This window comes from Sphingobium sp. MP9-4 (assembly GCF_005281675.1).
Lineage (GTDB): Bacteria > Pseudomonadota > Alphaproteobacteria > Sphingomonadales > Sphingomonadaceae > Sphingobium > Sphingobium yanoikuyae.
In genome coordinates this window covers 70223-90863 of the sequence record NZ_LUFI01000024.1, presented here as the reverse complement: position 1 = coordinate 90863, position 20641 = coordinate 70223, and the positions used below count along the sequence as shown (strand labels likewise).

General features: G+C 62.9%; 26 protein-coding genes. 15 read left to right on the top strand and 11 right to left on the bottom strand.

The features are described 5' to 3' along the window. Positions 1-21: 21 nt before the first annotated feature. The 6 genes from A0U87_RS06740 to A0U87_RS06715 form a co-directional block, all read right to left on the bottom strand. Entirely contained in the window at positions 22-384 is a 363-nt protein-coding gene (locus A0U87_RS06740) for a hypothetical protein (protein ID WP_004209635.1), read from the bottom strand. Between the two features lie 60 nt (positions 385-444). Next, a complete protein-coding gene (locus A0U87_RS06735; protein ID WP_137405300.1) occupies positions 445-1014 on the bottom strand; it encodes a helix-turn-helix transcriptional regulator in 570 nt (189 codons plus the stop codon). Positions 1015-1175: 161 nt separating this feature from the next. Next, entirely contained in the window at positions 1176-1775 is a 600-nt protein-coding gene (locus A0U87_RS06730; protein ID WP_004209633.1) for a GntR family transcriptional regulator, read from the bottom strand. Then, positions 1772-2644, bottom strand: coding sequence for a phytanoyl-CoA dioxygenase family protein (locus tag A0U87_RS06725; RefSeq protein ID WP_004209632.1), 873 nt, complete (start codon positions 2642-2644; stop codon positions 1772-1774). The genes A0U87_RS06730 and A0U87_RS06725 overlap by 4 nt, the downstream gene beginning before the upstream one ends. Continuing rightward, positions 2641-3267, bottom strand: a complete 627-nt coding sequence (locus tag A0U87_RS06720; RefSeq protein ID WP_048939283.1) for an acyl-homoserine-lactone synthase — start codon at positions 3265-3267, stop codon at positions 2641-2643. The genes A0U87_RS06725 and A0U87_RS06720 overlap by 4 nt, the downstream gene beginning before the upstream one ends. 115 nt (positions 3268-3382) lie before the next feature. After that, entirely contained in the window at positions 3383-4135 is a 753-nt protein-coding gene (locus A0U87_RS06715; RefSeq protein ID WP_048939282.1) for a LuxR family transcriptional regulator, read from the bottom strand. A gap of 792 nt (positions 4136-4927) precedes the next feature. On the opposite strand from A0U87_RS06715, the gene A0U87_RS06710 reads away from it, so the two are divergent. Then, positions 4928-5452 (top strand): hypothetical protein, encoded by a 525-nt coding sequence (locus A0U87_RS06710; RefSeq protein WP_037490795.1) that lies wholly within the window; start codon positions 4928-4930, stop codon positions 5450-5452. A 17-nt stretch (positions 5453-5469) separates the two neighbouring features. Here A0U87_RS06710 and A0U87_RS06705 read toward each other — a convergent pair whose 3' ends face one another. From A0U87_RS06705 to A0U87_RS06695, 3 genes are all read right to left on the bottom strand, one after another. Further along, on the bottom strand, positions 5470-5787 hold the full coding sequence (locus A0U87_RS06705) for an HU family DNA-binding protein (protein WP_159078650.1): 318 nt from the start codon (positions 5785-5787) through the stop codon (positions 5470-5472). Between the two features lie 54 nt (positions 5788-5841). Further along, positions 5842-6021, bottom strand: coding sequence for a hypothetical protein (locus tag A0U87_RS26665; protein WP_234415668.1), 180 nt, complete (start codon positions 6019-6021; stop codon positions 5842-5844). A gap of 246 nt (positions 6022-6267) precedes the next feature. Further along, the gene (locus A0U87_RS06695; RefSeq protein ID WP_004209627.1) at positions 6268-6702 is read right to left on the bottom strand and encodes a DUF488 domain-containing protein; all 435 of its coding nucleotides are present in this window, start codon (positions 6700-6702) and stop codon (positions 6268-6270) included. Between the two features lie 414 nt (positions 6703-7116). On the opposite strand from A0U87_RS06695, the gene A0U87_RS06690 reads away from it, so the two are divergent. Beyond that, the gene (locus tag A0U87_RS06690; protein WP_004209626.1) at positions 7117-7725 is read left to right on the top strand and encodes a DUF4142 domain-containing protein; all 609 of its coding nucleotides are present in this window, start codon (positions 7117-7119) and stop codon (positions 7723-7725) included. A gap of 290 nt (positions 7726-8015) precedes the next feature. Here the strand turns inward: A0U87_RS06690 and trxC are convergent, their stop codons facing one another. Continuing rightward, on the bottom strand, positions 8016-8471 hold the full coding sequence (trxC, locus tag A0U87_RS06685) for a thioredoxin TrxC (RefSeq protein WP_080604481.1): 456 nt from the start codon (positions 8469-8471) through the stop codon (positions 8016-8018). A gap of 2 nt (positions 8472-8473) precedes the next feature. Continuing rightward, on the bottom strand, positions 8474-8656 hold the full coding sequence (locus A0U87_RS06680) for a DUF3008 family protein (RefSeq protein WP_004209625.1): 183 nt from the start codon (positions 8654-8656) through the stop codon (positions 8474-8476). A gap of 354 nt (positions 8657-9010) precedes the next feature. Between A0U87_RS06680 and A0U87_RS06675 the strand changes: the two genes are divergently transcribed. The 13 genes from A0U87_RS06675 to mobF all read left to right on the top strand — a co-directional run bounded on the left by A0U87_RS06675 (position 9011) and on the right by mobF (position 20168). After that, positions 9011-9331: a DUF736 domain-containing protein gene (locus tag A0U87_RS06675; protein WP_004209624.1), complete on the top strand. Its 321-nt coding sequence runs from the start codon at positions 9011-9013 to the stop codon at positions 9329-9331. A gap of 733 nt (positions 9332-10064) precedes the next feature. Beyond that, entirely contained in the window at positions 10065-10382 is a 318-nt protein-coding gene (locus A0U87_RS06670) for a DUF736 domain-containing protein (RefSeq protein ID WP_004209623.1), read from the top strand. A gap of 73 nt (positions 10383-10455) precedes the next feature. Beyond that, positions 10456-10779, top strand: a complete 324-nt coding sequence (locus tag A0U87_RS26660; protein ID WP_306452542.1) for a DUF6499 domain-containing protein — start codon at positions 10456-10458, stop codon at positions 10777-10779. Beyond that, positions 10700-11278, top strand: a complete 579-nt coding sequence (locus tag A0U87_RS06660) for a DUF2285 domain-containing protein (protein ID WP_004209622.1) — start codon at positions 10700-10702, stop codon at positions 11276-11278. The genes A0U87_RS26660 and A0U87_RS06660 overlap by 80 nt, the downstream gene beginning before the upstream one ends. A 129-nt stretch (positions 11279-11407) precedes the next feature. Then, a complete protein-coding gene (locus tag A0U87_RS06655; RefSeq protein WP_004209621.1) occupies positions 11408-11671 on the top strand; it encodes a helix-turn-helix domain-containing protein in 264 nt (87 codons plus the stop codon). Positions 11672-11675: 4 nt separating this feature from the next. Then, the gene (locus tag A0U87_RS06650; protein ID WP_004209620.1) at positions 11676-12560 is read left to right on the top strand and encodes a replication initiator protein A; all 885 of its coding nucleotides are present in this window, start codon (positions 11676-11678) and stop codon (positions 12558-12560) included. A 220-nt stretch (positions 12561-12780) separates the two neighbouring features. After that, the gene (locus tag A0U87_RS06640; protein ID WP_004209619.1) at positions 12781-13293 is read left to right on the top strand and encodes a DUF2840 domain-containing protein; all 513 of its coding nucleotides are present in this window, start codon (positions 12781-12783) and stop codon (positions 13291-13293) included. After that, positions 13290-13895: a S26 family signal peptidase gene (locus tag A0U87_RS06635; RefSeq protein WP_048939280.1), complete on the top strand. Its 606-nt coding sequence runs from the start codon at positions 13290-13292 to the stop codon at positions 13893-13895. The genes A0U87_RS06640 and A0U87_RS06635 overlap by 4 nt, the downstream gene beginning before the upstream one ends. Then, a complete protein-coding gene (locus tag A0U87_RS06630) occupies positions 13868-14209 on the top strand; it encodes a DUF736 domain-containing protein (protein WP_004209617.1) in 342 nt (113 codons plus the stop codon). Before A0U87_RS06635 ends, A0U87_RS06630 begins: the two co-directional genes overlap by 28 nt. Beyond that, positions 14206-14889, top strand: coding sequence for a lytic transglycosylase domain-containing protein (locus A0U87_RS06625; protein WP_004209616.1), 684 nt, complete (start codon positions 14206-14208; stop codon positions 14887-14889). Before A0U87_RS06630 ends, A0U87_RS06625 begins: the two co-directional genes overlap by 4 nt. 286 nt (positions 14890-15175) lie before the next feature. Then, entirely contained in the window at positions 15176-15547 is a 372-nt protein-coding gene (locus tag A0U87_RS06620) for a hypothetical protein (RefSeq protein ID WP_004209615.1), read from the top strand. Further along, complete coding sequence (locus A0U87_RS06615; protein ID WP_137405299.1) at positions 15544-17406, top strand: type IV secretion system DNA-binding domain-containing protein; 1863 nt, start codon at positions 15544-15546, stop codon at positions 17404-17406. Before A0U87_RS06620 ends, A0U87_RS06615 begins: the two co-directional genes overlap by 4 nt. After that, on the top strand, positions 17406-20168 hold the full coding sequence (gene mobF, locus A0U87_RS06610) for a MobF family relaxase (protein WP_137405304.1): 2763 nt from the start codon (positions 17406-17408) through the stop codon (positions 20166-20168). Before A0U87_RS06615 ends, mobF begins: the two co-directional genes overlap by 1 nt. Positions 20169-20641 lie beyond the last annotated feature (473 nt).

Genomic DNA, 20641 nt, shown 5'->3' with positions numbered 1-20641 from the left:
TCCCTCATTTGCAAATCGGGCTCAGGCGGCGGCTGCAAGCGTGGCGACAGGCGCAGAGGGCGCTTTGGCCTGCTGGCAGGGCCAGGTCGGACCGAAGCTTTCTGGCGTGGCCCCGAAGCGCTTGGCGATCCGGCCATATTCGGCATGGGCTTCCACGATCGCTGTTCGGCTTTCCATATGGGCATCGATCGCGCGCCGCAGCTTGGCGAGCGCCGGTTCGGCAATACCGGGCGGAAGACCCTGATCTTCCTGGACCCTGATCGTTGCGATGATGAGCTCGGCCGTCGAGACGATGCCGCTGTCGGCAGACTTCTCGGCCAGCTGGATTGCCGCAGCGACGGTCATGATGCCGCTATGGAGCGGATGGTCGGTCGGCTTGGACATGCGCATTCTCCTCGCGCCAGTATCGTGGCGCACCTGCTGTGATGGCGGTGTGGGGAAGGCTCAGTGGGAGAGGCGGCGGAGAAAATCGGCAATGCTGAATAGCATGCCTCGGCCAGCGCTGATCGCGAAGAAGCAGAAGCCGATCGCGATCGCGACCGCCAGAGTGAGAAGCGACCGCGTAACCAGCGTCATCCCGTCCGGTCTCGTTCCATCGAGAATTTCCCGCACGAGCAGGCCGAGATTGACCTGCCCGCGAGGCGGGGTGACGGACCGCCTCTCGCCCTCAAGACCATCCTCCGGCCTGGACCGATCGATGGCGTTCTGGGCGTGTGGCACAGCTGCTGCAGGATCGGCCTGATCGGCTAGACCTATCAAATCGCCCCCTATTTTCTCGGGGGCGCTAGTGGTAGATGGCGGCACGATCCGGGCCAGATGCTCGGCATAGAGCAGGGCCGCATGCCGGCGGTCGCGCGCGCCCAGCTTGACGACCGCGTCGCGGATATAGGTGTTGACGGTGCCGGGCCTGATATTGAGGGCGCGGGCAATATCCTCCGAACTTTTGAGATCGCGCACCATCAGCAGGCATTGGCACTCGCGAGGCGTCAGCCGATCAAATTGCGTCTCGGTCATGCGTGCGTCTGGAACCTCTCGGCCTTCGGGGTGGGGGCATCTTCCCTCAGGCGATATTGCGTTGCAATTCCAAACGCTTTTTCAGCGATGATCGGGGCCGGGATTGGAAACGCGAGGATGATCGTGCCGGCCTTGACCTTGGCCCCGTCGATTGCGCGCAATCAGCTGTCGCGAACCGCCTGGGCCAATTGCGACGCGATCGCGCGCCGGCGTTCATGATAATGCTCCAGGAGCGCCTTGAGCGCCTGCCATCTCCCGGCGTGCGCAAATTGGTCGATCCGCTCGATTTCGGCTGGGGCGTCGGCCAGCAATTCGGTTTCCATACGGCGATAGGGGCCAAGCCGCGCCGCCGCATTGGCGACCGCCCGGTCCAGTTCGCCATTGCCGGCCGCCATGCCGATCGAACCGAACAGGATCGCGCTATGATCCGCGATGCCATTATGGCCATGGGGAATGGTCAGCGCGGCCTGGTTGGTTTCGAGCCGCTGCACCGCGATGCCGAGCAGCATCTGGTGCCAGTCGAGCAACTGGCTGATATCGGCGGCATCGAGACGGGGCACATGGAAGCCGATCCCTGCCGTGGCCTGGACCAGCCGCTCGCCCGAAAGGCGACTGAGACTGTCGCGCACAGGGGTGATGCTGACGCCCAGCTCCATCGCCAGCTTGGTCGCCTCGAGGCGAAAGCCCGACGGCCAGGCACCGGCAATCAGCCGCCGGCGCAGCGCATCATAGGTGGGCTCGAGCACATGGGCCGGGCTCATGCCTTTTCTCCAGCGCTTTCCAAATACGCGGCCAGCAGCGCCTCCTGATCGGGCCGCAGCGCATCGATCGCACCGACATGGTCGGGCAGATTGTCACCGAGCAGGATCGACGGGCACTGACCTTCATAATTGCCCAGATTGGGGCGATGCTGGGCATAGCCGACCAGCGCCGCAAGTTCGGGACTGAAATGTCTGGCCACTGCAGGCGGATAGGCGAGCCAATGATTCTCATAGGGCTTGAGCCAACCAAGGCAGTATCCGACCACGATGGCACGCCTGGCGCTCTGGCTGATATTGGCGCCTGCACCATGGGCCGTCGAGCCAAGAAAGCAGATCGCGCTGCCCGCCGGGCATTGGGCGACGATGGGTTCCTCCTGTCCAGCCCTGGCCATGCCGGCTTCGCCATGGCTGCCGGGGTAGACAAGTGTCGCAACATTTTCGCGGGAGAAGGCATCGAGCGGCCAGATCACATTGACAAGATATTCATGCGCCCCCTTGGCACCCTGCCACATGCTATGATCGCGATGCGGCAATTGCTGGGCTGGGCCGGGCAGTATCTCGATCGCCTGCATGACATTGAGCTGGATCCGGTCGCAGGCGGGCTTCAGCACGGCCTCGACCAGGTCCATGATGACCGGGTTGAGGACGAGCGCCTGCGCGTCGCGCGAGCGCTTGAGCAGGCCGCCAAAGCGCCTGGTCCTCTCGCCATAGAAGCGTCCCTGGCAGAGCGGGGTGGCGGCGAAACTGGGTTCAAGATCTGCATTGAGCGCATGGATGACGTCTGGCGGCAGCGCATCCTCGATGACGCAGTAGCCGTCTCGCAGCAGCGTCTCCCGCATGCTGATGTCCCAAGCCTGTAGGCGCATCATGCGCGCCTCCCATGGCGTGAGGCGCTCAGCTGATATTGAAGCGAGGCATGGATCCCCGCCCGTTCAAGCATGGACGGCGTGCTTGCATCGATATGGATGTGCAGGGCGATGAGGAACTGATCTCTATGCCGAACCGGCTGGCCCAGCGCTTCGCATCGCCAGCCGAATGTCGCGACCTGCGCGAACCACGAGCGCTCGGCGACGCCGGTGTAGGAGCCGATGCCATTGGCCAGGGCATGATCGACAAGCGCGATCACGAGCTGGTTGCGCGCGTCAAGCCGCTCAGCGGCCCTGAGGTCGCGATCAAGGCAGAAACGGGTGATCTCCCGGACATGGTCGCCGGTCGGGACCGGACCAGCGCACAGATGCGGGAAGATGTCCGCGAGGATATGGGGCCGGTTTGTCTGCAGCAGCCGTGTTGAGGCGCGATGATGCAATTCCGTATCGGTCAGCACCAGATATTGCGCGTCTGGCGTGTCGAAATGGTCAACCTCATAGCGGTCGGCCAGCACCGGAAGATCCCATTTGAGCAGGTCGATGAAGACCCGCTTGCGCGCTTCGAACATGGCGCGGAGCACCATATCCTCGTCGATATGCGGGTCCCGGATGATCGGGGAAGCCATGTGCTGTTCCTGTCATGATTGAACATGCACGCATGACATCATCGCAGCCCGACCCCGCCTATACCCAGAAAGGGGGATGGCACCGCCGCGCGCATCGCGCGGCGGTGCGGGTCGATCAGACCCGCTCGCGCCAGCGGAATATGTCGGAAAAGCTGATCAGCCCGTCGAACAGGGCATAAAGGATGAGCGAGGCGCGGTTGCTCGTATCATAGCGGTCGCGCGCTTCCTTAAGATGCTGGATCACCGTCTCCTTGCTGATGCCCAATATCCGACCGATCTCCCAGTTGGTCTTGCCCCGCGCCGCCCAGAGCACGCAGTCGCGTTGCCGGTCGGTGAGGCGCGGTTTCTTGATGGGGCGCCGCCACCCCGACAACCGGCTCGCCTGGGCGATGGCAATGGCGCCCAATATGTCAGCGATGATGAGCATCCTCTCAGGGAGCGGGCGTTCTGTGGCGGTGACGAAGGTGCAACTGCCTGTGACCGTACCGGGCAGGTGACGCGGGACGGTGAAGCCGTCGACCATGCCATGTTTGCGCCCGGTCTCGAAGGTGACCCGCTCGATCGGCGTAATCGGTATGAGATGTTCGATTTCGCGCCATCGAAAGCCCGACAAACTGCTTTCGCCGGCTCTTCGGACCGGATCGGTCTGGGCGAGGTTGAAGCCGATATAGATATCCGCCCAGCTGGCCGGGTAGCTGTGCACAAGCATTGATGTGCCCGAATGTCCGCCAAGGCCGACGTCGACGCTGAGGGCAAAGCGGTCAAACCCTAGCGCTATGGCGATCCTGTCCATCGCCTCATGAAGGGCGTCTGCGGACAGGGCACGAAGAATGGTCTTGCTGAGCGACTCTATCTGTTCCTGATTCATGACTTGGGATCTGCGCCCATGCCGACGGGCCCAACCCGTTACGTCATGAAGGCGCCCTTTTCCTGGCTCGGGCCGTTGGCGACGTCCCTCACGCCGCGCCGCGAGCGTTTCTGTCTGCCTTTGGCTGCAACCTCTGTTCCCGAAGCGGGAGGACTCTCCTGGTCCGTGGCGCAACTCTGCCCGAATGACCGCCGGTTTCAAGATGCTTTGTGACAATGATGTGACAGGCGATCGATGGCGGCTTGGCCATCGCCGGCCAAGCTTCATTTCGCTTTCCCGATCTCGAGCCAGACCCTCATGATCTCATGCCTCGCGGTCACGATCCCGGTGGCAAGGAAAGGGGGCTGCGGACGCCGCGCCTGCGCGGCGGCGTAGGTCTGGCCGCTTCCTCTCAAAATCGGGAGTGGCCGGCGCTCCCTGCTAGGCGCGTCGCGACCGGTGGCAACCTGCTGCGCAGCTGCTCCATTGCCATTGCGCCCTGACGGTGCCGACGCCCGCTCGAGCGCGCCTTTCCGCTCGCACCCTGCCGCCCCCCCTAATTCCCGCCCTGCCGGTGGTTTGGGCGGGATCAGCACGGCGCGTCACGGCGCCTGCAAGGTCGAGTCGCCTGCCGCTCGTCCAAGATCGACGGCCAGCACAGCCTGATCAAATGGCCATGGGCAGCAAAAACGCTGCCCATGGCTTGACGCGCCCAGAAAAAAATCGCGGCCGCCGCGCGCGGCGGCCTTCCCTCAAGCCATTCTGTTCCCGACCTGATCCCGCATATTTCGCCTTTCCCGACTCGGGCCAGCTATGGTGGCAAAGCACATCGCGGATAAATTTCGATTGCGTCATTATTTCGTGGAAACAATGATCGACCAAGCAGTTATCCCCCTGCAAGTCTCCGCGGCTTGCGCGACCCGACTGGCCCTGCATCAACCGGTGCAGGGTTTTTCGACCCTCTCGGTTGACCTCAGCCTGCCTGCAGTGGGTGGCCGGCTGAGGTTGACTCGATGGCCTCAGGCCATTGCAGATTTCATTCAGATTTCGCTGTTAACAGTCAAATCTATCCAACGGGGCGGCAAGGACTGCGCCAATCTGCTGGATGCCCCGCCTGCCTTTCAGAGCGAAGCGACCCGCCTCAAGGCTGGCGGGGCAAGACCTTATCCCGCTCCAGCCGGAACTGTCCTTGCCCCGCCCGTTGCGAGGTCCAACATCATCCAGCGCGCGCTGGAACCAGCATTGCCAGCCTTTCGCCGGAAGTCCTATCAGTACGTGCCGATACAGGGCGCACCGCGGTCGTTGATTACGGACGAAAACTGTCGCGCCGCTTCATAATGCCGGGGCGCCTGCTATCAGCTATTGACCTTGTCCTTGAGCGCCTTGGCCGGTTGGAAACCGACCTTGCGCGATGCCGGGATCGTCATCGGTTCGCCCGTCCGGGGATTCTTGCCCTCTCGGGCCGCGCTCTGCTTCACCTTGAACTTGCCGAAGCCTGCAATCGAGACATCTTCGCCCTTGGCTGCTTCGTCCGCAATAATGGCCAAGGCTGCGTCGATAATCTTCTTCACGTCCGATTTGGTGACGCCCTGCTGGACAGCAACGGCTTCGATCAGTTCATTTCCAGTCATGGCATCCTCTTTCGCTGGGGGAGGGAGCGTTTTGCCAAACATGCCAGCGGTGGTCGAGCGCACTTCATACTGATTGCAAAAAATACCGCCGCACTCTCATTTTCTGGCCGGCCGCGCCAATCGCCGCCGATTCTTGCGAACCGCCTTGCGATAATGGGTAACTGATGCGCTCATTATCGCAGGGGCCGAGGCGCCAAGGCTACCGGTCATGAACTTCCACTGGAGCAGCGCTGCTGCCTCCATCTTCTCTCTGACCATCAACTGCGCTTCGGCCATGGCTAAAGCGTTTCCGGACATCAGGCGGGGAAGCCGCATGCCAATGACGGACCAAGCCTCAAGCCCAAGGCTCCAGCAATCAAATGTCAGGGACAGGGATGATGCGGTGCGCATGCCGCTATAAGGTCGCCCGTCCGCTGGGGTTCCCGAAATCGAATAGGATAATCTCGAAAATTCGGCGCCGCACCGGGCCGCCGTAGCTTACGCCACATCGCGCCGGCGGGGTTCTCACAGCAGATCCGGCCATCAGCCCGGATAGAGGTCGACACGATCAGCCTGTGGTAGGACGGCATCGAGCAGCAAGGTCCGATGGCAGCCTGCCGGATCGCGCTCGAAGCAAAGCAAGGCGGTTGGACGCCCCTTTGCCAGTTCGACCAGTTGCGCTGCCTGGACAATTGCCTCGGGCAGTTCGAGCTGACCTGAATAGATTTCCGCCAGCCGCGCGTGCTGCCTCTTGCGCGCCGCTTCGCGACCTGCCGCAGGGGTCCCAAGTGCCTTGAAACCAACATAGTCGATGCCAGCCTCTCGCAGACCGGCCGCTAGGATATTCTTCGAAAATCCCGGGCGGCGCGACAGGGGTAGGGCCCGTACATCTGCCAGGACTTCAACGCCAGCCGCTCTCAGCGCGTCGATCAGTTGCTCCTGGGTCACCCCCTCATAGCCGATGGTGAAAATCTTCATGGTTGGGAAGCCTCAGCCTTGCCACTATTGAGCGCATCAATTGATCTTGGGACCGGCAAGTTCCTGGCGCATCGCTGGGAGCGCCGTTTTCCGGCAAGGCGGGCTGACGCATGAAAGACAAGCATTCCCTAACGGAAAGTATCCAAGACTTGTCGGATTCTTACAAGGCGACTCGCTTGCAAGCTTGTATCTGCTCATGAGCGACCCGAGGCTTTTAGCCTGCTACTGCCCGCCCGGCGCAAACCGGGCGGGCTTTTATTTTGTCGCGCCATTGAACATGGCATGATCTCTGCTGCGCCTCGCAGTGAGCAGATCGATTTTCCGGGATTTTCAAAACATGCTTTGAATCGCCCCCGTCAGCGGAACGGCGGTCGGCTATCGGACGTTCGAGCGACATCCAAAGAGGAGGATGTCATGAAAAATCATCTGTGGATGAGCGTCGCACCGATAGCGGCCCTCGCGCTTGGTGCTTGCAGCCCGAAAGTGGAAGAAAAGGCCGACAACGCATTGAACGATACCGGCGCCGCCGTTTCAGGGGCCGTCAATTCCACCGGCAACGCAATCGACAATGCCCAGCAGGCTCTCATGACGACGCCGACGGGCCAGGAATTTGCGGACGCGGCCGCCAAGAGCGACGCCTTCGAGATCGAAGCCGCAAAGCTGGCGGCAACAAATGCCCAATCTCCTGAGGTGAAGGAATTTGCCAGGATGATGGTCGCCGCCCACTCGGATTCGACCGCCAAGATCAAGGCCGCAGCCAAGACGGCCAGTCCCGCGATAACGCCCAATGCCACGCTGACCAAAGATCAGTCGGAGGATCTCGCGGAGTTGAAGGCACTCAAGGGCACTGAGTTCGACAAGGAATATATTGATGGCCAAGTCGATGCCCATGAAGACGCTCTTGAGCTGATGCGCAAATATGCTGCGGACGGCACGATCGCCTCGCTCAAGCAGGCAGCTGGGGAAATAGCGCCTGTGGTCGAAAAGCATCTCTCGAGTGCCAAGGCGCTCGACAAGGACTGACGTGATGCCGCCTTCGCACGCCGTGCCTATCTTTTCGGACAATGAAGAGACGCCGTAGCGACATCTCTCCATGGCCTGGGCCTCATGGCCCCTGCCAGCATGTCTGGCGGGGGCCTATTGACGGGGCGCAGGACAGGCCCTCGGTAGCAGACATCTACACGGAAGAAATCGGGCGCTGCCGGCTTTGCGTCCAGGCTCTGACCGAGCCGCAGTTTTGTCGACTTTACCCGCCATCAATATCTTCGCCCGCACGGTCTTTATGATAACCGAGGCACAAGTGGATCGCGCCGTCAGCCCGGACGCAAAGCTTGCCGTGCCCATTGGACAATTGCCTGTACCGGCATTGCGCCTGATTCTCGGGCAATCTCCTTGCCCTTTTTCAAAATCAGCATTGTCGGGATCGTCCGGATAGCATAGCGCGCCGCAATTGCCTGGTCGGCCTGCGTATCGAGTTTGCCGAGCCGCAACCAGGGCTCCAGTTGCGGAGCGGCCGCAGCAAAGGCTGGCGCCATCTGCCGGCAAGGTCCGCACCAGTCTGCCCAGAAATCCACCAGCAACGGGATATCGGATCGCAAGGCGTGCGCATCGAAATTACTGGTGCTTAGTGCGACCGGCGCCGCCGCGAAGAGATCGCCACCGCATTTGCCGCATTTCCCGCCGACACCCAATTTTGACGATGGCACGCGATTGAGCACCGCGCACATCGGGCAGGCAATGATCAGCGCCTGGTTGTCGTTACCGGCCAATGTCAGCCTTTCTTGGCGGGCAGCTTCTTGCGAGCTATGCTCGCAAATTCCTCGAGCTGCTTCTCGGTCATCGACTCTTCCATTTGCTTTGAAGCGCCGCGCAACTTCGATTTGGGTTGATCGCCGCGCTTGGCGGCAAGAGCGGCACCGGCCGCCTTTTGCTGCGCCTTGGAGGTTGCAGGCATATCCTCATCTCTCAACATCAGATAGCCCAGAAACGCATCATCCCTGCATTGGTGCCAGCATGCCGCCCTCCTGTCCCAACAGTCGAACCAGGTCCACTCGCGGGTTCTCAGGACTGCTGTGAGAGTGCCACAGGCTGTGGATCTTGGCTCGGAGCATGGTGAAGGCAGACCTGACGCCATCTGTCTGCCCAGCCCCATTCTCCCTCATCCTGGCCTTGGAGCAGCGTGATTACCTCATGCCGTCAACCCCGCGAGGAGGTTCCCGGATGCCATAGCCATCCGTGACGTCGGTAATCAGCTGCCCCCTGGGCTTGGACATCGGGAATGGTCCCGAGCAGACAAGGAGATCACATCATGGCTACCATCGTCGCGAACCTCATCGTCAAGGGCGATAGCCTTGAAGGCACGCTCGCCACCCTGACCATCAGTGCCCCCATCACCGTTGTGCCCAACGCCCGCAAATCGAAGGAGGCGGAGCCCGATTACCGGATCATCAGCCGCAGCAATGGTTTCGAGCTCGGTGCTGGCTGGAGGAAATTCGCCCAGTCGACCGGTGCCGAATATGTCTCGGTCGTTCTCTCGGCCCCGGAATTCGGGACCATCTACGGCAACATCGCCAATGCGCCGGGGAATGACCCGATGCGCAAGGTCATCATCTGGAATGCACCGGCCTGATCGATGCGTCCCGGTCCGCCATTGGTGGACCGGGGCGTGCCGACTGACAGCCCGGCAATGGATTGTGGTTCGCGGCGCCCTGCCGCCACGCTCTGGTCGTCGGGCAGATGTGCGCTGCGGTGGGAGAGAGCACCTTCCCTCATTGGATAAGGGGTGGCCCCTGACCATTTTGCTGCGCATGGTCGCGATCGCTGCACGTCTCCATACCGGTCGCCTGCTTGTTGCGCTATCATCCTTGCCCTGCCAGCGGTGAGCGCAATCCAGCAGGCAGCGCAAGCCTGCAGAATGATTTGGGGACGGGACAGAGCTGCCGATCCGGTCTGCCGAGATCCTCGTTGCCGGCATCGGCGACAGCTGGGCGCAAGGATTGATGTCCGCCTGATCGAGGATGAGCGCTTGTCAGTCATGGCTTCAGCCGTGCGCGCCGATCCCCGACCCATCCCACATTGCCGATCGTCAAACATGTCCGTTGCCCGTTCGTGCCGCGCCATGGGCCTCTTTCCCTGCGCATCTGCACCAACATCGCCTGCGGCTGGAAGGCTTGCCGCAATGGCGCCGCTCGCAGTTTCTTCCCCGCGGCGCTTCGCGTCGCTCCTCGCGAGCCAAGAAACGGCTGTGGCCCCGTCCTTCGCTTGCGCTGCGGGCCTGACAGCTGCGGCGCCTTCCTGTTGCTGCCCCTCATGCGCATCGAGGCCGCAATGGCGCGGCTCGAGCAACAGAAAAGGACTGGATCATGTCGAAGATCGGCAGCTTCAAGAAGGTCTCGGGCGAATATCGGGGCCAGATCATCACTCTCACACTGCTGGCCAAGTCGGTCCGCATCGTCGAACAGGTCACGACCAGCGAACATGCGCCCACCCACCGCATCTATGCCGGCGAAGCCGAAGTCGGTGCCGGCTGGGTCAAGACCCGCAACGAAGATCGCCCCTTTCTCTCCATCAAACTCGATGATCCCAGCTTCACTGCTCCGATCTTCGCGCAACTTTTCGAGGGCGAGAATGGCGAACATGATCTGGTCTGGAACCGCCAGCCCCGCCGTGGCGCGGACTGACTATGGAAAGGTTCGCTCCCCCAAGGGGGCGAACCGTCCCCATTTGCGGGGATAGCGACCCCCTGATGATGGAATGGCTGAGCTTTTGCCGCCACGCCAACTTCCCGCCATGGCAGAGCAAACAGGCGTGGGTGGCAATGAAGCGGCAGGGCGCCAGCAGCTCGATCTGCCTGGCTTTGCGCAGGAATTTCTCCGCCGCAACCCACGCTACCGCGCCGAATATCATGCGCTTGCCATCCTGCCAGCTGGACAAGCGCCATCGGCGCGGGAGGTGATGGCCCGGCGCTGGGGCCTGAGCTTTCCCCTGTGCCCCCGACATGTTTGCCGCAGCGCAGCCCGCGCTCTGGCATCCGCAGGCGGCGCCGGCGGTCCTCATCCTGGACACCGCGCCGTTTGAGGGCGCGGCTCCTGCTCTCTCCGATTTCGAGGGGCGGCCTGACATTCTGGTCGATCAACTGCTCGAAAACGGGCGTCACATCGTCCTGGCAGACGGCGGCGGTCTGCACCGCCTGTGGCTGCGCCCCGGGCCGGCCGACAGATCACTTGCCTATATGGTCATCAGAGACGACGCGATCGCGCTTCGTCAGGCCATGGTGCGCCGCTTCGAGCGGCGCACGGCGGGCGGCCGCGCCGACCGATTGCCGCCCGGCATTTGCCCCACGTCATTTCAGCGCCAGCGCCTATCCATGCTGCTCGACATACTCGATGCTGCCGGCGCGCGGGACGAAGCCCGGCTGACGACACACGAAATCGCGCGCAGCCATGTCTATGCCCACATGCAGGTGGGGCAGGGCAGCGAATGGAAATCCTCGTCCCAGCGCCGCCGCACCCAGCGCCTCATCGATGAGGCCCGGGCATTGATGGAGGGCGGCTATCGCAGGCTCCTACGCCCCTGAGCGCTACGCGGTGCGACAAAAACCCGGCGATCCAGATAGCCGCTCCACCATGCCGGACGCGCTTCGCCATCCTCCGCCGGACGGTCCGCTGATCTTCGATCCCCGGCCCACCTTCGATGGAGAATGATCATGAGCGCCAATCGCGCCCTGTCCTCGCCGCAATATCTCAGGACACCCGACGCCGCCCTGCATCTCGGCCTCAGCCCGCGTACGCTCGAAAAGCACCGCTGCTATGGCACCGGCCCGGCTTTTCACAAACTTGGTGGGCGCGTCGTCTATACGATCGACGCGCTCGACAGCTGGGCAGCGCTCGGCTTGCGGCGCTCGACCTCCGATCCGGGTTCAGGTGTCTGCCTGCCCGCCCGCCGGTTCGATGGCCCGGTACGGCGCTGAACCGATGGCACATCATAGCGCTCTCACCGTCCGGGACGAGCCGGACCGCGCGCAGCTCGAGCTGTTCCGTTCCATTCCCGGCAATATCCCGCCCCGCGATGCCCAGGATCTGATGGCATGGCCCTTCTTCAGCCTCGCCAAGTCGCCTCGGACCGTGCCGATTGCCTTTGAAATGGGCCAGACCTGGATATCGGTCGAGGCCGTGCATCAGCATGGCATGGCGACGATCTGGGATGCCGACATCCTGATCTGGGCAGCGAGCCAGCTGGTGGAGGCCCGCGACGCCGGCCGGCCGACCTCCCGGCTCATGGCGACCACGCCCTTCGAGATACTCACCTATATCGGACGCGGGACCAGCCGCGACAATTATGACCGATTGAAGGCGGCGCTCGATCGGCTGCAGGCGACCAGTGTCGCGACCTCGATCCGACAACAGCATGAGCGCCGCCGGCACCGCTTTTCCTGGATAAATGAATGGCAGGAGCGGCTCGACGGCAAGGGCCGCCCCCTCGGCATCGAGCTGATCCTGCCAGACTGGTTCTATGCAGCTGTGCTGGATCGTGCGCTCATCCTGACCATCGATCCCGCCTATTTTCGCCTTACAGGAGGTCTCGAGCGCTGGCTCTATCGAATCGTGCGCAAGCATGGCGGCCGACAAGTTGGTGGCTGGAGTTTCGACCTTTCCCATCTGCACGCAAAGTCTGGCGTACTGTCACCCTACAAACGTTTTGCCTTCGAACTGCGGGACATTGTCCGCCGTCAGCCGCTGCCCGGCTATCACCTCCTCATTGACCGGGACAGTGGACGCGAGCGGCTGAGTTTCGCACCGATCGCGCTCAGCGGCTTTGAGCGCGCCCTGCGCCGAACCCGTGCGAGCCAGCAGCGATGAGCCGACTTCGCCTCGTCCTATCGGGAACCGGTGGGCTCGTCCTATCAGGAACCCGATCCTCGTCCTATCGGGAACCGAGACCAGCGATAAGCCGCTGGCATCGCTTCCGGAATCCCGCCCCCTCTAACCATGCTAATAGGAAGGAATCTTCCAGATTCCTTCTAACGCGGTGCGCCGCGCGCCTGGTGATCGCATCCCCATGCCGTGAGCGAGACGCAAGATGACGCCAGCACGGGACCGCGCTGGCCCCGGCACAGCCGTGGCGGACAAGAAGCTTCACACCGACATCGAACTTGTCTGGATCGAAAAGCGCATCGAACATTGGATCCGCTTCGGCAACGCAGTGGACGAGACGATCCACTCGCGCTGCACACGCATATTGCGCTTCCCTCCCAACAGTCCTGTCGCATTGGTTCGGTGGTCGGCGAGCGACTATGGCACGATCCGATCGCGCATCGACATCATGTGCACGGTGATACCGGGCGAGGCCTGTTCGACGCTGCCATTCGTCCGCCCGGGCGCGCAAATCTGGCTCAGCATCGAGGGCGGGCCCAAGGTCCAGCTGGTGCTCGAGACAATCGATGCCATCGAAGCGGCCGGCATCGATCCCTGCGCTGTCGTGCCCGAACATTGGAGCCATGTCGCCGACCGGATTGCAGCGGGCGAGCAGCCACGCGCCTACACTGCCGAGCGCCATGTGGCGTGGCGCAAACGCAAGGCGCTCGGACGATGAGCCGGGCTTTCTATCGTCTCGCAACGCTGCTCGCAGCGCCGGGCTTTGCCATCGCCTTTGCCATGATTGCAGTCAGCGGACCCGCGCCACGCCTGCTCTGGAACAGCAGCGCGAGTGCGCCCGTCGGGCTCTATCTCGTCCATGTCGGCGCACGGGCGCGGCGCGGTGCCTTCGTCGCCGTCATGCCGCCGCCACGGCTTGCCGCCTTCATGGTGCGGCGTCGCTATCTAGGCGAAAATGTGCCGCTACTAAAGCGGGTCGCAGCGACGGCCGGTGCCCGTGTCTGCAACGCCCAAGGCATTATCAGCATAAATGGGATCGCCCGCTCGATCGCCCACGCGCGGGATCGGGAAGGCCGTGCACTTCCAGGCTGGGTTGGGTGCCGCACGCTCGAGAGGGGCGAACTCTTTCTCCTCAATGCGCCGGCCGACAGTTTCGACAGTCGCTATTTCGGTCCGCTTTCCAGCCGGACGGTGATCGGGATCGCGACGCCAATCCTCACGCGCGCCGCGCCCGATGCGCCCTGGCGGTGGCGCCGCGATGCGACAGCCCAGACCGACAAGGAGAAAAATCGATGCATATCGGTAAATTCCGCAAGGTGATCGGCGGCTATGCCGGCCGGCTCCAGACATTGAGCCTCGATCTCGACATCCGAGTCCTGCCCGCCGGGCGAAAGGCAAGCGCGACAGCGCCGGACTGGCATGTCGTCCTTGCACGCGGCGACGCGCGCATCGACGTTGGCTGCGGCTGGACGCGCACCAGCGACAAGGCCGGCCCCTTTATCGCCCTTCTGCTCGATTGCCCGTCTTTCTCTCGTCCACTCCGGGCAAACCTCATGCGCTCCGATCGCAATCCCGCTGACCATGCCTTGCTCTGGTCGCGCAGTCTGCCGCGCCCTAGGGAGGCGCAGCCATGACTGCCAGATCCGCAATCATGCGCCGTCGCCTGCCCTGTTTTCTGCTGGCCGGCCTCCTAGGCTGTGCCATCGCAGCGCCGTCACGCGCCCAAGAGCATGGCCTGATCATCGCCGAAGCCGCGTATCGCTTCGCGCTTCCCGAGGACCTGATCCGCAGCGTCATGGCGGCAGAGAGTGCAGGCGATCTGCGCGCCGCATCGCGTGCTGGCGCCATGGGACTGATGCAGATCATGCCTGCAACCTGGTCTTATCTGAGCAGACGCCACCATCTGGGTAGCTCTCCCTATGAGCCCAGGGCCAACATATTGGCAGGGGCTGCTTATCTGCGCGAAATGATCGACCGCTATGGGGATCTACGCCTTGCTCTGGCGGCCTATAATGCCGGGCCGGGGCGCGTCGACGCCTACCGCAAATATGCCCGTGCCCTGCCCGCCGAGACCATCACCTATGTCGCTCGTGTCACCGAAAGGCGCGAGGCTGATGCCCGCAATATGTTTGTCCCCATGCCGACCGACTGGCGCGCGTCGCGCCTCTTCTCTGGCGGGATCGCCGCGATGAAGCCGCCGGGCGATGGCGCTGCTGCTCGTTCCGCGCTCACCGCTCATTTGCATGGTGAGGATGGCTTTGTGGATGTGCTGCCGACGATCTTCGTACGGCACTCTACTGGCTCGGCGCGATGAACCATCGTCCTACCGCCCATGTCGCAGTTGCCGGTCGGAGCGCCGCATGGTCGAAGCCGGTCATGCTGGCGAGCGTTGATTGGGGCGCCCATTGGGCAAGGTTCCAGGGCTGCGATGCTCCGCATCGAGCCAGCAATTTTGATACACACCTCACGCACGGGTGCATCGCGCATTTCTGCGGGGTTGACGGGATGCCGATAGCATCTCGCCAATCGCAACGGCGCGGACATGGCGCAATTGCGCCATTTCTAGCGATGGCAAATAGCATCTCGTCACAGGTAGTGCGATGAGCGCTCGGGCCCAAACCGTGCGGCTCTCTCCAGCCCAGCATCGCATCCTTGCCGAATTCGCCCGGCAGCGCGGCTTGAGCGAATATGCCATGCTCGCTCGGGTCGTGGACCAGGGGCTGATCGCCCTCGTCCAGGGAACAGGCAGCGCGATCGACACCCGCGAGATCGTGACCGAACTTGCAGCGGTCGGCACGCATGTCATCGACCTCGAGCATATGCTCGACCGCACGCTGTTCACCGCCTGCGCAGCCTATTGCTACGCCCGCAGCGCGGCGAGCGGCGCAGGCAAGAGCGACGAAGTCCTCACCCAGGAGATCCATGCCGCCTATGATCGGCAGCGGCGGCTCGCGCAGGAACATCGATCATGACCCGGCGAGACGATCGCCGCGACCATGCAGACGCCCTGCGCAAGCATCATCTCGGTATCGAGGGCGCGCGCCTCAAGCGGCAGGCCTTGGTGATGCTGGCCTCTATCGCCATCGGCGGACTGTCCTTGCCGACCATCTTGCTGAACAAGGACAGCATGCTGGCCACCGGCACCTATTATTGGGCCAGGACCAAACTCTTGGCCGTATCGGCCTGGAAGGCGGACACGGGAATCGATGTCCACTATCCCGACCATATCGAGGAAGGACGATCGGCCCGCCAGATCATCGCCCATCCCTATTTCCACCACCAAGTGGATCTTCTCTGGGCCTGCATCAAAGGCGGCAGCATGCTGGGCTTTGCTGGCTGGCTCGTTGCGCTGATCGCCATGCGTCATGCGATGGCCCGGCGACGTGAGCGCCTGCTGGCCGATCGCTGGATCGGCGGAACGCAGGTGGCGGACGAGAAGAAACTCGCCAGGCTGACCGGCAGGCAGGCCGATGCCCGCACCCTCTCGATTGGAAAGGTACCAATTCCCACCCGCCTCGAAACCCGTCACATGGCCATGATCGGCACAACCGGGAGCGGCAAGACCACAGCCTTGCGGCAATTGCTCGACGGTATCGAGGCGCGTGGCGAAGCTGCTTTGGTCTATGACACAAGCGGCGAGTTCATCGCACATTATTACGATCCGGCGCGCGGCGATATCATCCTCAATCCGTTCGATGCGCGCTGCGCCTTCTGGTCGCCGTTCGCCGAGATCGCCCATCCCGCCGATGCCGACCGCATCGCCCACCAGTTGATCACCGAAACCGGGAAACATGATAGCGACGTGTGGCTCGATACCAGCCGCATCCTTGTCGCCAACATGATCAGGGCTTTGTGGCGAGAGAAGAATGGCACTCTGCCAAACCTGCTTCATGCCCTGAAAAACCGGACCAGGGATGATCTCAAGCAATGGCTCGCCACCAGTTCATCGGCACGCACCTTTGCCGACGATGCCGACCGGGCAACGGGCAGCGTCCTTTTCATGCTCGCCAAGGCGGCGGACCTTATCCAGTTCCTGCGCGCCGAGGGCGCCAAGGAGAGCCCCTTTGCCTTTCGCACCTTCTTCAACGGGCTCGATCGGCATTCCGGCGCGCGGCCCTGGATATTCGTGCCAAGAAAGGAGGACTATTTCGAAGCGTCCAAACCCTTGCTCGCCTGTTGGCTGGTATGTGCGGCAAGCGCCGTGCTGGGCCTGCCCCCTTCCGATACACGGCGCATCTGGTTCGTGCTGGATGAACTGGCCGACCTGCCCCGCGTCGACAATCTGGCGCGGCTGCTGCCCGAGGGCCGCAAATTTGGTGCGGCGGTGATATTGACCTTCCAGGCGCTGGGGCAGATGCAGCACCGCTACGGGCCGCAGATCGCCGAGGCCATGCTGGGCTGCTGTAACAGCAAGCTGTTCCTGCAAAGCATCGACAGCGAAACGAGGAAATGGGCCAGCCAGACCATCGGCGAGTGCGAGATGGAAATGCGGACCAAGGCCGACATTCTGGTAGACGGTGATGAGGGCCACCAAATCAGCTTGGGCAAGCGGCGAGAAGTCCGCCCGGCCGTCTTCGAGAGCGAACTGCGCCTTGCGCGGCATGATGGCTATTTGCTGCTGCCCGACGGATTGCCAGTAGCCAAAATCCGGCTGACCGCCGATCATGTCGCGCGGCGCGGCCCCCCACGCCAGCCGCGGCTTATTGAAGCCGATCCGGCGACCATGCTCTGGGGCAAAGCTGCGCCAGCGTCCCCGATATCTCCGGCACCGCCATCTCCAGCAGCGTCGTCACCGCTTTCCACCCAGCCCGAGAGCCAAGGGCCAGTATGATGGTGGCATCGGTATCGGCATTGACCAGCTCGGCGCAGGCGAGCAGCTATTATGAGGCCGATGACTATTATGCCGAGGGCGGTTTGTCGCCCTCCCATTGGCAGGGCCAGGGCGCCGAAGCGCTGGGTCTGTGCGGGGAGGTGGACCGCGACCAGTTCCGTGCCTTGCTGGACGGCAGGATCGGCGATCTGCAGCTCGGCGCCTTTCGGGATGGCGCGCTTCACCACCGTCCCGGCTGGGACGTGACCTTGAGCGCCCCCAAGTCGGTGTCGATCATGGCCCAGGTGGCAGGCGACCGGCGCTTGATTGACGCCCATGGCCATGCCGTGAAAATCGCGATGGCGCATGTCGAACGGCATATGGCCGCGACCCGTGTACGCGATGGCGGCACCGTTGCGCGCGAGGCGACCGGCAATCTGGTCATTGCCAGCTTCCAGCATGGCACCAGCCGTGCCCAGGACCCGCAGCTTCATACCCACAATGTCATCATGAATGCCACGCAGGGTGAAGATGGTGGCTGGCGCAGCCTAGAACCGCGCGCGCTCTACCAGCTGCAAAAGCAGATTGGAGCCATCTATCGACAGGAACTGGCCTTGAAGGTGCGAGAGCTCGGCTATGAGATCGATGCCGGCAAGGAGTCCATGTTCGAGATCACGGATGTGCCAGCCGGTGTCATTGACGCGTTCAGCACCCGAAGTGCCGAGATCGAGGCAGCGCTTGTCGAAAGGGGAACATCTCGTGATGCCGCCAGCGCTCTGGAGAAGCAGATTGCCGCGCTCGACACGCGCGAGGCCAAAGTCCTCGCCGACCAGACGGGACTTGTTGCGCAATGGCGGGAGAGGGCCGCCAAGACCGGCTTTGGGGCACAAGTGAGGTCGATGATGGTAAGAGAGGCTCAGGCCAGAATGGCCGATCCTTCTCATCGCGCCAGGATGGCGTTTGAGGGCGAGAATGGCGCAGCCCGCGCTGTCGCCCATGCCGCCGCCAGTCTGGGAGAGCGGCAGTCGCTATTTTCCGAGGCCACCTTGAGACAGGAGGCTGGACGGATCGGGCTGGGCCGGATCGGCTACGAGCAGATCGGGGCCGCAATCGATTTGGCCACGAAGAAGGGGGATTTGCTGGAACGTGTCTATATCGACCGGCGCGGCGCCGAATTTTCCGGGTTCACCACCCGCCAGAATGTCGAGACCGAAGCCAGGATGCTGCGGATCGAGGCGGACGGGCGTGGGGGACTTGCCCCGATCGCATCCCCACTTGCGGCCGCAAAGGCGGTTGCCAACGCTGCAGCGCAGGCCGAGCGCGCGGGTTTCGGCTGGAACCCCGATCAGCGCTCTGCCACCCAGCAGCTCCTGAACAGTTGCAACCGGATCACGACTCTGCAGGGCTATGCCGGCACGGCCAAGACCACGACTGTACTGGCGACCTTTGCCTGTGAGGCTGCGGCGCGAGGCGTGTCGATCACCGCACTTGCGCCTACCGCATCAGCGGCGATGGTGCTTGGGCAGGCGCTGGGCACAAATGGCGATACCGTGGCCCGACACCTGTTATCACCGCAGCGTGGCGATATTGGCCGACCTGCCGCGTGGATCGTTGACGAGGCATCCCTGTTGTCGGCTCACGATATGGCGCGACTGTTCGAGCTTGCAGCCAAGCATGATGCCCGCATCCTGCTTGTCGGGGATGTAAAGCAGTTGGGTTCAGTCGAGGCGGGCGCGGCCTTTGCCCAATTGCAGGACGCTGGCATGGAGACCGCCAGGCTGGCCGAGATTGTGCGACAGACCAATGGTGCCACCAAGGAAGCGGTGCTGGCGTCGATCGATGGGGATGCCAGAAAAGCCATGGCAGCGCTGGATCGAGGTGGCGGGCAGGTCATAGAAAACGCGGATCGGAATGAGCGCTTTGCTGCCATCGCCCAGCGATATGCCGCGCTCGACAAGACAGGACGTGCCCGCACCCTCATCATCGAGCCGTCGCGCGAAGGGCGCGATGCGCTGACCGCAGACATTCGCGCCGCCCTCGCTCGATCGGAGATATTGACCGGTCCCGCCGTTGCCGTGGAAAGCCTCGCCAACAAGGGGCTCACCCGAGTCGATGCACGCGCTCCGCTGAGTTACGACAAGGGCGACGTCGTCAGCTTCACTCGTGACTATGCCGATAAGGGGGTGGCGCGTGGAGAAGCCTATCGCGTCGAAAGCATCGATCCGCTCAAGGCTGCTATCACACTCAGGGCCGAGGATGGGCGCGCAGTGGACTGGCGCCTGCGGCAATGGGGGGCAGGTCATGCTCAGGCTTTCTTGGCCCAGCCGATCGACCTCAAGGCCGGCGATACGATCCGGTTCACCCGCAATGACCGCGAGACGGGGCGGGTGAATGGCGCCCGTGCGCAAGTCCTTGCGGTTGATCAAGAGGCGCGCACCGCCACGGTCCAGACTGGACGAGGGAAGATCGAAACGCTCCATCTCGATTCCGCCCGCGACCGGCATATTGCCCATGCCTATGTCGATACCGCCTTTGCGGCGCAGGGCAGGACCGCCGACCACGTCATCATCCATGCCGACAGCAGAGCGACCAACCTGGTCGATCAGAAGTCCTTCTATGTAGGGATCTCCCGAGCAAAGCTGTCCGCCACCATATACACTAATGATCGCGACAGGCTCGTGGCTGCGATCGGTGAGCGGACCGGCCAAGTTCAGACGGCCATATTTCAGGCCAAGGCCCCGGCACTTGCAGCTGGCGCTAGGAAAGACGCTGGTCTGGGATGAGGCTGGGCCTTCATCCTGGCAGGGTAAAAAGTGGCGGCATCAAACAATTCGATTGGTTCGCGCCGGGCAACGTTCCCGCCTAGAAGTGGACCAACCGCTGTAGGGGGCCGGCGCCGGGCGCCCCGGCAAACAGCGATCGACGGTCGGGAGCGGACGGTCGGAGATCAGTGTCGCCTCGATCGTGAAACCAATTGCGCGCGCGCTTTGTTTGTTTCGACGATGAGTCGAAAAAGGATATCAATGATGCCCACGACACCTAAAACTACCGACGGTCCAGAGGACACCGGCGCTGGCGAGCGCACCAACCGGAAGGCCGCCCAGAAGGTCTCGCCGGGAGATAGTAGCGCAACAATCGCTGGGGAAGGGCTCGGAAGCCCTGCCATACGTACCACAGACATCGACGAGCCCGACGCCCCGGCTCCGACTAGTGATCGTCCAGATAGAGGTCCGAGCGGTGCCGCGACAGCAGGAAG

Excerpts from the sequence above, each read along its gene's own strand:
- mobF (WP_137405304.1), top strand. The coding sequence starts at position 17,406 with ATGGTGGCATCGGTATCGGCATTGACCAGCTCGGCGCAGGCGAGCAGC.
- A0U87_RS06720 (WP_048939283.1), bottom strand. The coding sequence starts at position 3,267 with ATGGCTTCCCCGATCATCCGGGACCCGCATATCGACGAGGATATGGTG.
- A0U87_RS06620 (WP_004209615.1), top strand. The coding sequence starts at position 15,176 with ATGAGCGCTCGGGCCCAAACCGTGCGGCTCTCTCCAGCCCAGCATCGC.
- A0U87_RS06705 (WP_159078650.1), bottom strand. The coding sequence starts at position 5,787 with ATGTTTGGCAAAACGCTCCCTCCCCCAGCGAAAGAGGATGCCATGACT.
- A0U87_RS06615 (WP_137405299.1), top strand. The coding sequence starts at position 15,544 with ATGACCCGGCGAGACGATCGCCGCGACCATGCAGACGCCCTGCGCAAG.
- A0U87_RS06660 (WP_004209622.1), top strand. The coding sequence starts at position 10,700 with ATGTTTGCCGCAGCGCAGCCCGCGCTCTGGCATCCGCAGGCGGCGCCG.
- A0U87_RS06625 (WP_004209616.1), top strand. The coding sequence starts at position 14,206 with ATGACTGCCAGATCCGCAATCATGCGCCGTCGCCTGCCCTGTTTTCTG.
- A0U87_RS06655 (WP_004209621.1), top strand. The coding sequence starts at position 11,408 with ATGAGCGCCAATCGCGCCCTGTCCTCGCCGCAATATCTCAGGACACCC.
- A0U87_RS06710 (WP_037490795.1), top strand. The coding sequence starts at position 4,928 with ATGGTGGCAAAGCACATCGCGGATAAATTTCGATTGCGTCATTATTTC.
- A0U87_RS06690 (WP_004209626.1), top strand. The coding sequence starts at position 7,117 with ATGAAAAATCATCTGTGGATGAGCGTCGCACCGATAGCGGCCCTCGCG.
- A0U87_RS06650 (WP_004209620.1), top strand. The coding sequence starts at position 11,676 with ATGGCACATCATAGCGCTCTCACCGTCCGGGACGAGCCGGACCGCGCG.
- A0U87_RS06740 (WP_004209635.1), bottom strand. The coding sequence starts at position 384 with ATGTCCAAGCCGACCGACCATCCGCTCCATAGCGGCATCATGACCGTC.
- A0U87_RS06725 (WP_004209632.1), bottom strand. The coding sequence starts at position 2,644 with ATGATGCGCCTACAGGCTTGGGACATCAGCATGCGGGAGACGCTGCTG.
- A0U87_RS06670 (WP_004209623.1), top strand. The coding sequence starts at position 10,065 with ATGTCGAAGATCGGCAGCTTCAAGAAGGTCTCGGGCGAATATCGGGGC.
- A0U87_RS06735 (WP_137405300.1), bottom strand. The coding sequence starts at position 1,014 with ATGACCGAGACGCAATTTGATCGGCTGACGCCTCGCGAGTGCCAATGC.
- A0U87_RS26665 (WP_234415668.1), bottom strand. The coding sequence starts at position 6,021 with ATGGCCGAAGCGCAGTTGATGGTCAGAGAGAAGATGGAGGCAGCAGCG.
- A0U87_RS06640 (WP_004209619.1), top strand. The coding sequence starts at position 12,781 with ATGACGCCAGCACGGGACCGCGCTGGCCCCGGCACAGCCGTGGCGGAC.
- A0U87_RS06635 (WP_048939280.1), top strand. The coding sequence starts at position 13,290 with ATGAGCCGGGCTTTCTATCGTCTCGCAACGCTGCTCGCAGCGCCGGGC.
- A0U87_RS06695 (WP_004209627.1), bottom strand. The coding sequence starts at position 6,702 with ATGAAGATTTTCACCATCGGCTATGAGGGGGTGACCCAGGAGCAACTG.
- A0U87_RS06730 (WP_004209633.1), bottom strand. The coding sequence starts at position 1,775 with ATGAGCCCGGCCCATGTGCTCGAGCCCACCTATGATGCGCTGCGCCGG.
- A0U87_RS06715 (WP_048939282.1), bottom strand. The coding sequence starts at position 4,135 with ATGAATCAGGAACAGATAGAGTCGCTCAGCAAGACCATTCTTCGTGCC.
- A0U87_RS26660 (WP_306452542.1), top strand. The coding sequence starts at position 10,456 with ATGGCTGAGCTTTTGCCGCCACGCCAACTTCCCGCCATGGCAGAGCAA.
- A0U87_RS06630 (WP_004209617.1), top strand. The coding sequence starts at position 13,868 with ATGCATATCGGTAAATTCCGCAAGGTGATCGGCGGCTATGCCGGCCGG.
- A0U87_RS06680 (WP_004209625.1), bottom strand. The coding sequence starts at position 8,656 with ATGCCTGCAACCTCCAAGGCGCAGCAAAAGGCGGCCGGTGCCGCTCTT.
- A0U87_RS06675 (WP_004209624.1), top strand. The coding sequence starts at position 9,011 with ATGGCTACCATCGTCGCGAACCTCATCGTCAAGGGCGATAGCCTTGAA.